The following is a 13,647-nucleotide window of genomic DNA, read 5'->3' on the forward strand; positions in this document are numbered from 1 at the left end:
CCTGACTGCCCTCCGGGGCGGCGGGTCACCGGTCAGGCGGCATCCATCGTTCCGTACGGACGATGGAAAGCTGCCCGATTCTGCGCCCCGCGGTTCGCACGCGGCGGTGCTCCGGTTGTTTTGGAGCCCCTGCCTGTGCCCGGCGGGGCTTTTTTCATTCTCCCGCTGCGGTCGGTCTGACGGAAATACACGTCAGCGGCTGTCTGCCAGGCAGCCGTGTGGTGCTACCGAGGAGGATCCATCAGCACCGAGCCCCGCATCAACGACCGGATTCGCGTTCCCGAGGTACGGCTTGTCGGTCCCAGCGGCGAGCAGGTCGGCATCGTGCCGCTTGCCAAGGCGCTTGAGCTCGCGCAGGAGTACGACCTCGACCTGGTCGAGGTCGCGGCGTCCGCACGCCCGCCGGTCTGCAAGCTCATGGACTACGGCAAGTTCAAGTACGAGTCGGCCATGAAGGCCCGTGAGGCGCGCAAGAACCAGGCGCACACGGTCATCAAGGAAATGAAGCTCCGGCCGAAGATCGACCCGCACGACTATGACACCAAGAAGGGTCACGTCGTTCGGTTCCTCAAGCAGGGCGACAAGGTCAAGATCACGATCATGTTCCGTGGTCGCGAGCAGTCCCGGCCGGAACTCGGCTACCGACTGCTGCAGCGTCTCGCTTCGGACGTCGAGGACCTCGGGTTCATCGAGTCGAACCCGAAGCAGGACGGCCGAAACATGATCATGGTCCTCGGTCCGCACAAGAAGAAGACCGAGGCGATGGCCGAAGCCCGCGAGGCGCAGGCCGCCCGCAAGGCGGAGCGCCAGGGTGTCGCCCACACCGAAGGCGAGGCTCCTTCCGAGGACGCCGCCGTCGAGGTCGATGACACCACCGAGGTCGCCTCCGCCGAGGCCACCGACGCCGCTGCCGAAGAGGCTCCGGCCGACGAGGCGAACGCCGAGGCCTGATTCCAGGACGCCCGTCCCGGATCACCCGACACAACTGACGCTCCCGTAAGCCGGTCCCGTACCGGACCGGTGGGAGCGCCACCGACGAGGAGATAACGGCGCCATGCCGAAGAACAAGACGCACAGCGGTACCAAGAAGCGCTTCAAGGTCACCGGCTCCGGCAAGGTGCTCCGCGAGCGCGCCGGCAAGCGCCACCTGCTCGAGCACAAGTCGTCCCGTGTCACCCGCCGCCTCACCGGCACCGCGGAGATGGCCCCCGGCGACGCCGCGAAGATCAAGAAGCTTCTCGGCATCTGACGTCTCCGCTCCCCGTACCGGGAGCGGATGCACGTCGAGACCGGGACCCCATCGAATTTCGGGCCGTGTGAAGACACCCACGGCCCCGCTACAAGGAGTTAAAAAGTGGCACGCGTCAAGCGGGCAGTAAACGCCCACAAGAAGCGCCGGGCGATCCTCGAGGCGGCCTCCGGCTACCGCGGTCAGCGTTCGCGCCTGTACCGCAAGGCCAAGGAGCAGGTCACCCACTCGCTGGTCTACAACTTCAACGACCGCAAGAAGCGCAAGGGCGACTTCCGTCAGCTGTGGATCCAGCGCATCAACGCCGCTGCCCGCCAGAACGGCATGACGTACAACCGCCTCATCCAGGGTCTGAAGGCCGCCAACATCGAGGTGGACCGCAAGATCCTCGCGGAGCTGGCCGTCAACGACGCCAACGCGTTCGCCGCGCTCGTCGAGGTCGCGCAGAAGGCGCTTCCGGCCGACGTCAACGCCCCCAAGGCCGCTGCCTAAGGGCTAGCCGGCCCAGCTCACCCAGGGCCGGCCCCCACGGACCCGCAGGCATTCGCCTGCGGGTCCGTGTGCTTTCCGCGCCGCGCCGTGCCGCGCCGCCCCGTCCCGCCCGGAACCCCGAGCCCGGAACCCCGAGAGAGAACCGCACACACCATGGGTCACCCCGACGAGCTGATCTCCCCCCGATCCCCGCGGGTGGCCGCCGCCAGGCGCCTGGCGCGGCGCAACTTCCGCACCAAGGAGCGCCGCTTCATCGCCGAGGGCCCGCAGGCCGTCCGCGAGGCCGTCGAGCACCGCGGCCCCACCGGCGCGTCGACCCTGATCGAGCTGTTCGCCACCGTCGAGGCCGCCGAGCGCTACTCCGGGATCATCGAGGCCGCCCTGGACGCGGGCGCCCGCGTGCACTACGCCTCCGACGAGGTGCTCGCCGAGGTCTCCCAGACGGTCACCCCGCAGGGTCTGGTCGGTGTCTGCCACTTCCTGGACTCCCCGTTCGAGGAGATCCTCGGGGCCCGGCCCAAGCTCGTCGCCGTCCTCGCTCACGTCCGCGACCCCGGCAACGCCGGTACGGTGCTGCGCTGCGCGGACGCCGCGGGCGCCGACGCGGTGGTGCTGACCGACGCCTCCGTGGACCTCTACAACCCCAAGTCGGTACGGGCCTCCGTGGGCTCCCTCTTCCACCTCCCGGTCGCGGTCGGCGTTCCGGTCGAACAGGCGGTCGAGGGGCTCCGGGCGGCCGGCGTACGGATCCTGGCGGCCGACGGCGCGGGGGACGACGACCTCGACGCCGAGCTGGACGCGGGCACCATGGGCGGGCCCTCCGCCTGGGTCTTCGGCAACGAGGCCTGGGGCCTGCCGGAGGAGACCAGGGCCCTGGCGGACGCCGTCGTACGGGTCCCGATCCACGGAAAGGCGGAGAGCCTGAACCTCGCGACGGCCGCCGCCGTGTGCCTCTACGCGTCCGCGCGTGCACAGCGGGCGCCCGGAGGGTGCCGCTCTGTGACCCCCAGCTAGTAATGTGGCCGCCCGGGGGGCCCACTGCGCTACTCGGAGATGTGGGGTACGGGGACATGACCGTCGGTACGAACAGCTCGCCGGGGGCCGGCACGACGGCCGGTCCGCCGGTGCAGGTCGGCCCCTGCGCCCGTACGGGGGGGCCCGCCGATGCCGTGCCCCCCGTGCATCCCTCCGACGCGCTGCGCGGCGTACCGCCACAGGGCGCGGCCCGCGGGGCGGTCCTCACCGGCGGCGCCACCGGTGAGGGGCTCGCCTTCGGGATCGACCCCGACTGCCTGCCCGACGGGCTCGTCGTCGCCGACGCCACCGGGCACGTGATCTGCTTCAACCGGGCCGCGGCCCGGATGACCGCGACCGATCCCGCCCAGGCGCTCGGCAGGCGCATCGAGCGGGCGCTCCCGCTGGAGGACCTCGAAGGCCGCCGCTGGTGGGCGCTGACCGACCCGTACGGGGGCCTCGCCACCCGCCGCGGGCAGCCCGAGCGGAACCTGCTCCTCCCGGGCGGCCGCGAGGTGCTGGTCTCCGCCAGCTACGTCCGTACGCACCCCACCGGGCCGCTGCGCCGCCTCGTGGTCACCCTGCGCGGTACCGAGGCCCGCCGGCGCACCGAGCGCAGCCACGCCGAGCTCATCGCCACCGTCGCCCACGAGCTGCGTTCCCCGCTGACCTCGGTCAAGGGGTTCACGGCCACCCTGCTCGCCAAGTGGGAGCGGTTCACCGACGACCAGAAGCGGCTGATGCTGGAGACCGTCGACGCCGACGCCAACCGCGTCACCCGCCTCATCGCCGAGCTGCTCGACATCTCCCGCATCGACTCCGGCCGCCTGGAGGTGCGCCGCCAGCCGGTGGACATCGCCACCGCGGTCGGCCGCCACGTGCAGGCGCTCACCGCGAACGGGCAGGACCCCGAGCGGTTCCTCGTGAGCGTCAGCCGCCCGCTCCCCGATCTGTGGGCCGACCCGGACAAGATCGACCAGATCCTCGGCAACCTCCTGGAAAATGCGGTGCGCCACGGAGAGGGAACGGTCACCATCGGTGTGTCGCCGCATGAGAAGGGAACCGCCGTCACCGTGACCGACGAAGGCCCCGGGATCCCCGAGGAGTCGATGGGCCGCGTCTTCACCCGCTTCTGGCGGGGGAGCAAGCGCGGCGGCACCGGCCTGGGCCTGTACATCGTCAAGGGCATCGTGGAGGCGCACGGCGGGACCATCACGGTCGGCCGCGGCCCCGGCGGCGGCGCCGAGTTCCGATTTATCCTGCCCGTGAGCGCCCCCGCGTACCTCACGCAGTAGCCCTGCGGAGCGTCTCGGCAGGCGGCCCACGGGCTCCTCCACCCCCAGCGACCTTTAGACTCGTCCTTTGGCACCTTTGCGTCCTTGTGCCGAGCGCGTCCTGCGCGTCGCGCGGGGGACCCATCCAGCCAGCCATCGGAAGTACGGGAAGAGATGTCGGCACCGAACAAGTCGTACGACCCTGTCGAGGTCGAGGCACTGAAACCGGAAGAGATCGAGCGCATGCGGGACGAGGCGCTCGCCGCCTTCGCGTCCGCCGGCGACCTCGACGCGCTGCGCGAGGCGAAGACCGCGCACATGGGCGACCGCTCGCCCCTGGCGCTCGCCAACCGCGAGATCGGCGCGCTGCCCCCGCAGGCCAAGGCCGAGGCGGGCAAGCGCGTGGGCCAGGCCCGCGGCGCAGTGAACAAGGCCTTCGGGGCCCGCACGGTCGCGCTCGAGGCGGAGCGCGACGAGCGGGTGCTGGTCGAGGAGGCCGTGGACGTCACGCTGCCCTACGACCGCGTCCCCGCCGGCGCCCGGCACCCCCTGACCACGCTGATGGACCGCATTGCGGACATCTTCGTGGCCATGGGGTACGAGGTCGCCGAGGGGCCGGAGGTGGAGGCCGAGTGGTTCAACTTCGACGCCCTCAACTTCACGCCCGACCACCCGGCGCGCCAGATGCAGGACACCTTCTTCGTCCAGGGGCCCGAGGGCACCCAGGGCGACGAGTCCGGCGTCGTGCTGCGCACCCACACCTCCCCGGTGCAGGCGCGCTCGCTGCTGGAGCGCAAGCCCCCCGTCTACATCGTCTGCCCGGGCCGGGTGTACCGCACCGACGAGCTCGACGCGACGCACACCCCGGTCTTCCACCAGGTCGAGCTGCTCGCCGTGGACGAGGGCCTGACCATGGCGGACCTCAAGGGCACCATGGACCACATGGTCCAGGAGCTGTTCGGCGAGGGCACCACCACGCGCCTGCGCCCGCACTTCTTCCCCTTCACCGAGCCGTCCGCCGAGATGGACATGCAGTGCTACGTGTGCCGCGGCGAGTCGGTGGGCAACCCCGACCGTCCGTGCCGCACTTGCTCCAGCGAGGGCTGGATCGAGCTCGGCGGCTGCGGCATGGTCAACCCCAAGGTGCTCGTCGCCTGCGGTGTGGACCCCGAGAAGTACAGCGGATTCGCCTTCGGGTTCGGCATCGAACGGATGCTGATGTTCCGCCACAACGTCGAAGACATGCGAGACATGGTCGAGGGTGACGTTCGTTTCACTCGGCCGTTCGGGAGTGAGATCTGATGCGCGTCCCGCTTTCCTGGCTGCGGGAGTACGTCGATCTCCCCGCGGGTGAATCCGGCCGTGACGTGGCGGCCAAGCTGGTCGACGCCGGCCTCGAGGTCGAGACCGTCGAGCAGCTCGGCGGCGGCCTCAAGGGCCCGCTCGTCGTCGGTCAGGTGCTGACCATCGAGGAGCTGGAGGGCTTCCGCAAGCCGATCCGCTTCTGCACGGTCGACGTCGGCTCCGCCAACGGCACCGGCGAGCCGCAGGAGATCGTCTGCGGCGCCCGGAACTTCGCCGTCGGCGACAAGGTCGTCGTGGTCCTGCCCGGCGCGGTCCTGCCCGGCGACTTCGCGATCGCCTCGCGCAAGACCTACGGCCGCACCTCGCACGGCATGATCTGCTCCGGCGACGAGCTGGGCATGGGCGACGACGGCACGCACGGCATCATCGTGCTGCCGCCCGAGCACGAGGTCGGCACCGACGCGATCGAGCTGCTCCAGCTCGTCGACGAGGTCCTCGACATCGACATCACCCCGGACCGCGGCTACTGCATGTCCATGCGCGGTGTCGCCCGTGAGGCGGCCACCGCCTACGGCCTGCCGCTGCGCGACCCGGCGCTGCTCGACGTGCCCGCGCCGAACTCGTACGGCTACCCGGTCAAGGTCGACGACCCGGCCGGCTGCGACCGCTTCACCGCCCGCACGGTGACCGGTCTCGACCCCGACGCGCGCTCCCCGATCTGGCTGACCCGCCGCCTGCAGAAGGCGGGCATGCGCCCGATCTCGCTCGCCGTCGACATCACCAACTACGTGATGCTGGAGCTCGGCCAGCCGCTGCACGCCTACGACCGCGCCAGCGTCGAGGGCACCATCGGCGTCCGCCGAGCCGAGCAGGGCGAGAAGTTCACCACCCTCGACGGGGTCAAGCGCACGCTCGACGCCGAGGACCTGGTGATCACCGACAACAGCGGCCCCATCGGGCTCGCCGGTGTCATGGGCGGCGCCAACACCGAGATCGCCGACTCCGTCACCGACCCGGCGACGGGCGCCGTCACCGGTACCACGGACGTCGTCATCGAGGCCGCGCACTTCGATTCCGTGTCGATCTCGCGCACCGCCCGCCGCCTGAAGCTGTCCTCCGAGGCCTCGAAGCGCTTCGAGCGGGGCGTCGACCCGCAGGCCGCCGCCGCGGCCGCGCAGCGGACCGTCGACCTGCTCGTGCTCCTCGCGGGCGGCACCGCCGAGGCGGGCGTCACCGAGGTCATCGCCCCGGGCGCGCCGCGCACCATCGCCATGCCCGCGGACCACCCGGACCGGGTGGCGGGCATGGAGTACGGCCGCGAGACCGTCGTGCGCCGCCTCCAGGAGATCGGCTGCGACGTCTACGGCCAGGACGAGCTCGTCGTCACCGTCCCCTCGTGGCGGCCCGACCTCGCCGCGCCCAACGACCTCGCCGAAGAGGTCATCCGGCTGGAGGGCTACGGGAACCTTCCGTCGACCCTCCCGCAGGTGCCCTCCGGCCGCGGTCTGACCGCCCGGCAGCAGCTGCACCGCCGGGTCGGTCGCGCGCTGGCCGGTGCGGGCTACGTCGAGGCGCTCAGCTACCCGTTCATCGGTGAGGGCGTCTTCGACCAGCTCCAGCTCCCCGCGCACGACGTCGCCCGCCAGGTCGTCAAGCTGGTCAACCCGATCTCCGACGAGGAGCCGGCGCTGCGCACCACGCTGCTGCCGGGTCTGCTCGGCGCGCTGCGCCGCAACGACAGCCGGGGCAGCCACGACCTCGCGCTCTTCGAGACCGGTTCGGTCTTCCGGGCCGGCAAGCAGCCGGGGGTCGCCGTACGGCTGCCCGCCGACCGCCGTCCCACCGACGAGGAGATCGCCACCCTGAACGCGGCCCTGCCCGCGCAGCCGCGGTACGCCGCGGTCGTGCTGGCCGGTGCGCGCGAGCAGGCCGGCTGGTGGGGCAAGGGCCGTCCGGCCGACTGGGCGGACGCGGTCCAGGCGGCCCGCGCGCTGGCCGTCGAGGCCGGCGCCGAGCTCGTGGTCCGCCAGGGCCAGTACGGTCCGTGGCACCCGGGCCGGTGCGCCGAGCTGCTCGTCACTCTGGACGGGGTGGAGACGGTCATCGGCCACGCCGGTGAACTGCACCCGCGCGTGGTCAAGGCGATGGGCCTGCCGGCCCGCACCAGCGCGATGGAGATCGACCTGGACCGCCTCGCGGCGGCCGGTGGCGAGGCCCTCCAGGCGCCGCGGATCTCCTCCTTCCCGGTGGCGACCCAGGACGTGGCGCTGATCGTCGACGCGTCGGTTCCGGCGTCCTCGGTGGAGGCCGCGCTGCGCAAGGGCGCGGGCGAACTCCTCGAATCGCTGCGGCTGTTCGACGTGTTCACCGGTGAGCAGGTCGGCGAGGGCAAGAAGTCCCTGGCCTACGCGCTGCGCTTCCGTGCGGCCGACCGGACGCTGACCGCCGAGGAATCCACGGCCGCGCGCGACGCGGCGGTGGCCCTGGCGGGCGAGCGGACCGGGGCGGTGCTCCGGGGCGCGTAGCCGCTTCGTACACGCGTGAGGGGCACGTCCGGACCACCGGACGTGCCCCTCACTCGTTCGGGTGAGAACCCCGGTGGCCCGTGTCCGGGGTGCCGGTCGGTCGACACAATCGATCCGGCCGGAGGGGAGTCCTACGGATGATCACGCGTGGGGAGATGCCCCTGGTACGCCGGGTGTGCGTCCTGGCCTGGGCCGGCACCGCGGTGTCCTGGGAGCTGTCCACGCCCGGGCCGCTGGGCCCGAGCCTGGCCACCTGTGCGGCCTTCCTGCTGTTGGCCACCGGGTGCGCACTGCACATCCGGCACGAGCTGCTGGCCGAGCTGCGCCGCTCGCAGGAGATCGCGGGCGCCGCGCAGCGGGCGCTGCTGCGGCCGCTGCCGGTGCGGATCGACGGCCTGGTGCCGGCCGCGGCGCAACTCTCGGCGAGCCGGGGCGCGGCGGTGGGCGGGGACCTGTACGAGGCCGTGCCGACGGCGTACGGGATCCGGGTGGCGATCGGGGACGTCCGGGGCCACGGCCTGCCCGCGCTGGGCACGGCCGCCGCCGTGCTCGGGGCCTTCCGCGAGGGGGCGTACGACGAGCCTTCGCTGGACGGTGTGCTGCGGCGGATGGAGCGGGCGCTGGGCCGCCACGTCCGTGACCGGGCGCGGGCTGATCCGGACTCCGCGGCGACGGAGGAGTTCGTGACGGTCCTGCTCCTCCAGATCGCCGGGGACGGCACGTTGCTGGCCCTGAACTGCGGTCACCCGTGGCCGTATCTGATCCGTCCGGCTCCGGTCCCGGAACACTGCGCTGCGCACAGCCGGGGCTCCGTCCCGGACCCCGTGAACTCTTCAGCCCGTCCGGCGTTTGAGGACCGGGTCCGGGCGGCGCCCGGTTACACGCAGGTACGGCCGCTGGTCGGCGGCGAGACCATACCGCCGCTCGGGGTGGTGCCCGTACCGGCGGACGTGCGGCCGCGCGCCTGCGGGGAACTCCGGCCCGGGGAGACGCTGTTCCTCTACACCGACGGGGCCGAGGACGCCCGCGACCGGGTCGGCCGGTTCTTCGATCTGGCGGGCTTCCTCGCACGGGAGGCGGCGGCCACGCCCGCGCGGCTGGTGGCGGGCGTGCACGCCGCTCTGCTCCGGCACACCGGCGGGCGGCTCGCCGACGACGTCGCCCTGCTCGTGCTCCGCAACGACCGGTCCTGACCACCGGGCCCCGGACACGCGCGCCGGGCCCGGTGGATGAGCCCGGCGCGCGCTCTCGACCCGGCCCCTGCCGGGGCGCGGCGACCAACCGGGCGCCGGCGGGGCCGGAACGCGCCGCCCGCCTGCCATGGAGTGTCGGGCAGACAGCAGAACGGGCGGCGCGGTGACGGGTCGTCGCACTGTACGAGGGGGAGCCGACGACCCGAGCTACCTCTTGGCGAGGCTCTTCAGTGAAGCGCCTCCATGGGTCCGTGCGGCAGAGTGCGCATCGCATTTATGCGCGTACTCGGTTCACACCCCGTGTGAACCGCGCACCCACTAGCCTGAGAACGACGAGCCCTTGGAGCGGCCCATGCAGCCCAATGTCCTGCTCGACGCCCTCCTCGCCGAGGCGGGAATGTCCCACGCCGGACTCGCCGCGTACGTGAACCAGGCGGGCCGCACCCGCGGACTCGCCCTGCGCTACGAACACACCGCCGTGACGCGGTGGTTGAAGGGCCAGCGGCCCCGGGGGCAGGTCCCCGACCTGATCTGCGAGGTGCTCGGAGGGCGGCTGCGGCGTCCCCTCGGGCTCGACGACATCGGGCTCGGCGCGGCCGACCAGCCCGTTCCGCTGCACGCCTCGCCGCTCAGCGGGTTCGTGGACCGGGCCGCGGCCCTGTGGCGTTCCGACGTCCAGGCCCGGCCCCATCTGCTGGCCGCCGGGGCGGTCACCGGGACGCCCGCAGTCATCCCGGTGTGGGAATGGGAGAATCCGCCCGAGGACGCCGACGTCTCCCGCGAGGGCCCGAACCCGATCGGTCCCGAGCACATCGAGATCCTGAAGTCCGCCCGCGCCCACTACGAGCTGATGTACCGCCGGGCCGGCGGTCTCGCCACGCGGGACCGGGTCGTCCGCTTCCTCGGCAGTGAGACCGCGCCCATGCTGCGCGGGAGCTACTCCGACGACCTCGGCCGCCGGCTGCACCGGGCTACGGGGTCCCTGGTGGCGGTGGCGGGGATCTGCGCGTACGACTCGGACGCGCACGGCCTGGCCCAGCGCTACTTCCACCAGGCCCTGCGCCTGGCCAAGGCGAGCGGGGACCGGGGGCTCGGCGCGTACGTCATCGCGCTGATCGTCAACCAGTCCCTGCACCTGCGGGAGTACCGCCAGGCCGTCGCGTTCGCCGAGGCCGCGCTGCGGGCCGCCGGGCGGCACACCACCCCGGCGCTGGCCGCCGACCTGTACGCGATGCAGGCCAAGGCGTACGCCCAACTCGGCGACACCCCGGCCGCACTGGCCTGCATCCGCAAGGCGGAAGCGGCCGCCGAGCGGATCCGCCCGGGCAGCGAACCGGACGAGACCGGCTACGTACAGCCGGGGCTCGTCAACGTCCAGGTCGCCGAGGCGCTGCTCAGCCTGGGCGATCTGGAAGCCGCCCGGGTCCAGGCGACCGCCGCCGTCGGCACCCCGGCGCACGACCGCGGCCGGGTGCACCGGCTGGCGATGCTGTGCGAGATCCAGCTGCGCCAGGGGGAGGCGGACCGGGCCGCGGCGTCCGCGGCCGAGATGGCCGAGCGGGCCAAGGGCATGGAGTCGCTGCGGCTGCGCGACCGGCTGCGAGCGGTCCGCGAACAGCTCCTGACCAGCGGTTGTACGGGCGCGGAGGAGACCGCGCGGCTCATCGACGGGGCGCTGCGCGTTCCGCTGTGACGGGCGGAAGTGCTGCCATGTTGCCACCTACTCGAACGGAAGAAGGTGGCACAACCGTGCAGTGGACGAACCTGAGCGAGCAGACCGTGTACAAGAACCGTTGGTTCGACGTGAACCTCGCCGATGTGGAACTTCCCGACGGCCGGCACCTGGACCACTTCGTGATCCGGCTGCGTCCGGTCGCCGTCGCCACGGCCGTCAACGAGGCCGACGAGGTGCTGTTGCTCTGGCGGCACCGCTTCATCACCGACAGCTGGGGTTGGGAACTGCCCGCCGGGGTGGTCGAGGACGGCGAGGACATCGCGGTCGCGGCGGCCCGCGAGATGGAGGAGGAGTCGGGCTGGCGACCCGGCCCGCTCCACCACCTGATGACCGTCGAGCCGTCGAACGGGCTGACCGATGCCCGGCACCACCTCTACTGGGCGGACGGGGCCACCCACATCGGGCATCCCGAGGACGACTTCGAGTCCTCGCGCCGGGAGTGGGTCCCGCTCAAGCTGGTGCCGGACATGATCGCCCGGGGGGAGATCCCGGCCGCCAACATGGCGGCCGGGTTGCTCCTGCTGCACCACCTGCGGCTCGGCCGGCCGTAGGGGTGACCGGCCATAGGGGCGGCCGGAGGGATCAGCCGTAGGGGTAGAAGCCCGCGCCCGTCTTGCGGCCCAGGCGGCCGGCGTCGACCATGCGCTGGAGCAGCGGGGGAGCGGCGTACAGCGGCTCCTTGTACTCCGCGTACATCGAGTCGGCGATGGACGCGATGGTGTCCAGGCCGATCAGGTCGGACAGCTTGAGCGGGCCCATCGGGTGGGCGCAGCCCAGCTCCATGCCGTTGTCGATGTCCTCGCGGCTGGCGATGCCCGACTCGAACATCCGGATCGCGGACAGCAGGTACGGGACGAGGAGCGCGTTGACGACGAACCCGGACCGGTCCTGGGCGCGGACCGCGTGCTTGTTCAGCACGTCCCGCACCAGGGCCTCGGCCCGCTTGACCGTCTCCTCGCCCGTGGTCAGCGCCGGGATCAGCTCGACGAGCTTCTGCACCGGGGCCGGGTTGAAGAAGTGGATGCCGATGACCTGGTCCGGCCGAGAGGTCGCGACGGCCAGCTTGACCAGCGGGATCGAGGAGGTGTTGGAGGCCAAGATCGCGTCCGGGCGGGTGATCACCTGGTCGAGGATCTGGAAGATCTCCGTCTTGACCTGCTCGTTCTCGACGACGGCCTCGATGACGAGGTCGCGGTCGGCGAACTCTCCGAGGTCGGTGGTGAAGGTGAGGCGGGCCAGGGTGGCGTCCCGCTCCTCCTCGGTGATCTTGCCGCGTTCGGCGGCCTTGGTCAGGGAGTTGTGCAGCCGGGTACGGCCGATCTCCAGGGCTTCGCCGGTGGTTTCGGCGACCTTGACCTCAAGGCCACTGCGGGCGCACACCTCGGCGATACCCGCACCCATCTGGCCACAGCCCACTACGCCGACCCGTGTGATGTCGGAAGGGAGGTCAGTCACTTCGTGCCTTTCGCAGCTCATCCGTCGGCGGGTCCCCCGTACGATTCCGGCGCCCGCCACGCCCCCCGACGTTACTCCCGACCTTGCGCGGGGCGGCGGGCCGGGGCGGGCATGCTGAGCGGACACCGTGCAATGTCACTCAGCGAAACGGAGACGTCACATGACGTACATCGATCGACGGGCGCTGCTGGCCGGAGCCGTGGGGGTGATCGCCGCCGCCACGGCCGGTTCGGCGGCCGCGGCGCCGCGGACTGCCGCGAGGACCCCCGGGGGGCGGGCCGCGGCGGACTTCCGGGGGATGTGGATCGCCTCGGTGTCGAACGTGGACTGGCCCTCCGAGAGCGGACTCTCCGCGGCGCGGCAGCGGTCGGAGCTGCTCGCCCTGCTCGACTCCGCCGTCGAGCGCCGCCTGGGCGCGGTGGTCCTCCAGGTCCGGCCGGCGGCGGACGCCCTGTGGCCCTCGAAGCTGGAGCCCTGGTCGCAGTGGCTGACCGGGAAGCAGGGGGTCGATCCCGGCTGGGACCCGCTGGGCACGGCCGTCAAGGAGGCGCACGCCCGCGGGCTGCAGCTGCACGCCTGGTTCAACCCGTTCCGCGTGGCCAACCACACCGACCTCGACCGGCTGGTGTCCACGCACCCGGCGCGGCGCAATCCCGGCTGGACGGTGGAGTACGGCGACAAGCTCTACTACAACCCGGGCCTGCCCGAGGTGCGGCGCTTCGTCCAGGACGCCATGTTCGACGCCGTCTCCCGCTACCCGCTGGACGCCGTGCACTGGGACGACTACTTCTACCCGTACCCGGTGGCGGGGGAGTACTTCGACGACGACGAGGCCTTCGAGGAGTACGGGGCGGGCTTCGCCTCGCGCGCCGCCTGGCGCCGGAGCAACATCGACACCCTGGTCCGCGAGATGTCCGCGCGGCTGCGGGCGCTCAAGCCGGCGCTCCGCTTCGGGATCAGCCCGTTCGCCGTCTGGCGCAACTCCGACCGGGACCCGACCGGTTCGCCGACCCGCGCGGGCCTCGGGACGTACGACGACCTCTACGCGGACACCCGCAAGTGGGTCAGGGAGGGCTGGATCGACTACATCGTGCCGCAGGCCTACTGGCACATCGGGCACCCGACCGCCGACTACGCCGACATCGTGCCCTGGTGGGCGCGGACCGTCGCCGGGACGAAGGTGGACCTGTACGTGGGGGAGGCCCTGTACCGCTGCGACGAGGACAGCCCCACCGAGGCCTGGCGCGACCCCGGAGAGCTGTCGAAGCACCTGACGTTCGCCCGCGGGTACCCGGAGGTCCGCGGCCACGTCTACTTCTCGGCGAAGCAGGTGGCCGCGGACCCCAACGGAGCGATGGCCCGGGTGGTCGCCGACCACTACGGCCCGGCGGCGTCCCGGCGCTGA

General features: G+C 72.2%; 12 protein-coding genes. 11 read left to right on the forward strand and 1 reads right to left on the reverse strand.

The window, feature by feature from the left end; all coding sequences use genetic code 11:
• Window positions 1–216 precede the first annotated feature (216 nt).
• The 10 genes from infC (at window position 217) to OG386_RS33550 (ending at window position 11,338) form a co-directional block, all read left to right on the forward strand.
• Window positions 217–951: a translation initiation factor IF-3 gene (gene infC / locus OG386_RS33505; protein WP_266598478.1), complete on the forward strand. Its 735-nt coding sequence runs from the start codon at window positions 217–219 to the stop codon at window positions 949–951.
• A gap of 103 nt (window positions 952–1,054) precedes the next feature.
• Entirely contained in the window at window positions 1,055–1,249 is a 195-nt protein-coding gene (rpmI, locus tag OG386_RS33510) for a 50S ribosomal protein L35 (protein ID WP_266598480.1), read from the forward strand.
• Window positions 1,250–1,354: 105 nt separating this feature from the next.
• The gene (gene rplT / locus OG386_RS33515) at window positions 1,355–1,741 is read left to right on the forward strand and encodes a 50S ribosomal protein L20 (RefSeq protein WP_007263143.1); all 387 of its coding nucleotides are present in this window, start codon (window positions 1,355–1,357) and stop codon (window positions 1,739–1,741) included.
• 153 nt (window positions 1,742–1,894) lie between these two features.
• The gene (locus OG386_RS33520; protein WP_327386330.1) at window positions 1,895–2,755 is read left to right on the forward strand and encodes a TrmH family RNA methyltransferase; all 861 of its coding nucleotides are present in this window, start codon (window positions 1,895–1,897) and stop codon (window positions 2,753–2,755) included.
• 56 nt (window positions 2,756–2,811) lie between these two features.
• A complete protein-coding gene (locus OG386_RS33525) occupies window positions 2,812–4,050 on the forward strand; it encodes a sensor histidine kinase (RefSeq protein WP_328791173.1) in 1,239 nt (412 codons plus the stop codon).
• 153 nt (window positions 4,051–4,203) lie between these two features.
• Window positions 4,204–5,331: a phenylalanine--tRNA ligase subunit alpha gene (gene pheS / locus OG386_RS33530; RefSeq protein WP_030012061.1), complete on the forward strand. Its 1,128-nt coding sequence runs from the start codon at window positions 4,204–4,206 to the stop codon at window positions 5,329–5,331.
• Window positions 5,331–7,859, forward strand: coding sequence for a phenylalanine--tRNA ligase subunit beta (pheT, locus tag OG386_RS33535; protein ID WP_328791174.1), 2,529 nt, complete (start codon window positions 5,331–5,333; stop codon window positions 7,857–7,859). The genes pheS and pheT overlap by 1 nt, the downstream gene beginning before the upstream one ends.
• 137 nt (window positions 7,860–7,996) lie before the next feature.
• Window positions 7,997–9,052, forward strand: a complete 1,056-nt coding sequence (locus OG386_RS33540) for a PP2C family protein-serine/threonine phosphatase (RefSeq protein ID WP_328791175.1) — start codon at window positions 7,997–7,999, stop codon at window positions 9,050–9,052.
• 352 nt (window positions 9,053–9,404) lie between these two features.
• Entirely contained in the window at window positions 9,405–10,745 is a 1,341-nt protein-coding gene (locus tag OG386_RS33545) for a transcriptional regulator (protein WP_328791176.1), read from the forward strand.
• A 56-nt stretch (window positions 10,746–10,801) separates the two neighbouring features.
• Window positions 10,802–11,338 (forward strand): NUDIX hydrolase, encoded by a 537-nt coding sequence (locus tag OG386_RS33550; protein WP_030010505.1) that lies wholly within the window; start codon window positions 10,802–10,804, stop codon window positions 11,336–11,338.
• Window positions 11,339–11,369: 31 nt separating this feature from the next.
• On the opposite strand, the gene OG386_RS33555 is transcribed toward OG386_RS33550, so the two are convergent.
• Window positions 11,370–12,263, reverse strand: coding sequence for a 3-hydroxybutyryl-CoA dehydrogenase (locus OG386_RS33555; RefSeq protein WP_327386335.1), 894 nt, complete (start codon window positions 12,261–12,263; stop codon window positions 11,370–11,372).
• Between the two features lie 139 nt (window positions 12,264–12,402).
• Between OG386_RS33555 and OG386_RS33560 the strand changes: the two genes are divergently transcribed.
• On the forward strand, window positions 12,403–13,647 hold the full coding sequence (locus OG386_RS33560; RefSeq protein WP_328791177.1) for a glycoside hydrolase family 10 protein: 1,245 nt from the start codon (window positions 12,403–12,405) through the stop codon (window positions 13,645–13,647).

The organism is Streptomyces sp. NBC_00273 (assembly GCF_036178145.1).
In the GTDB taxonomy this organism is placed as follows: Bacteria; Actinomycetota; Actinomycetes; order Streptomycetales; family Streptomycetaceae; genus Streptomyces.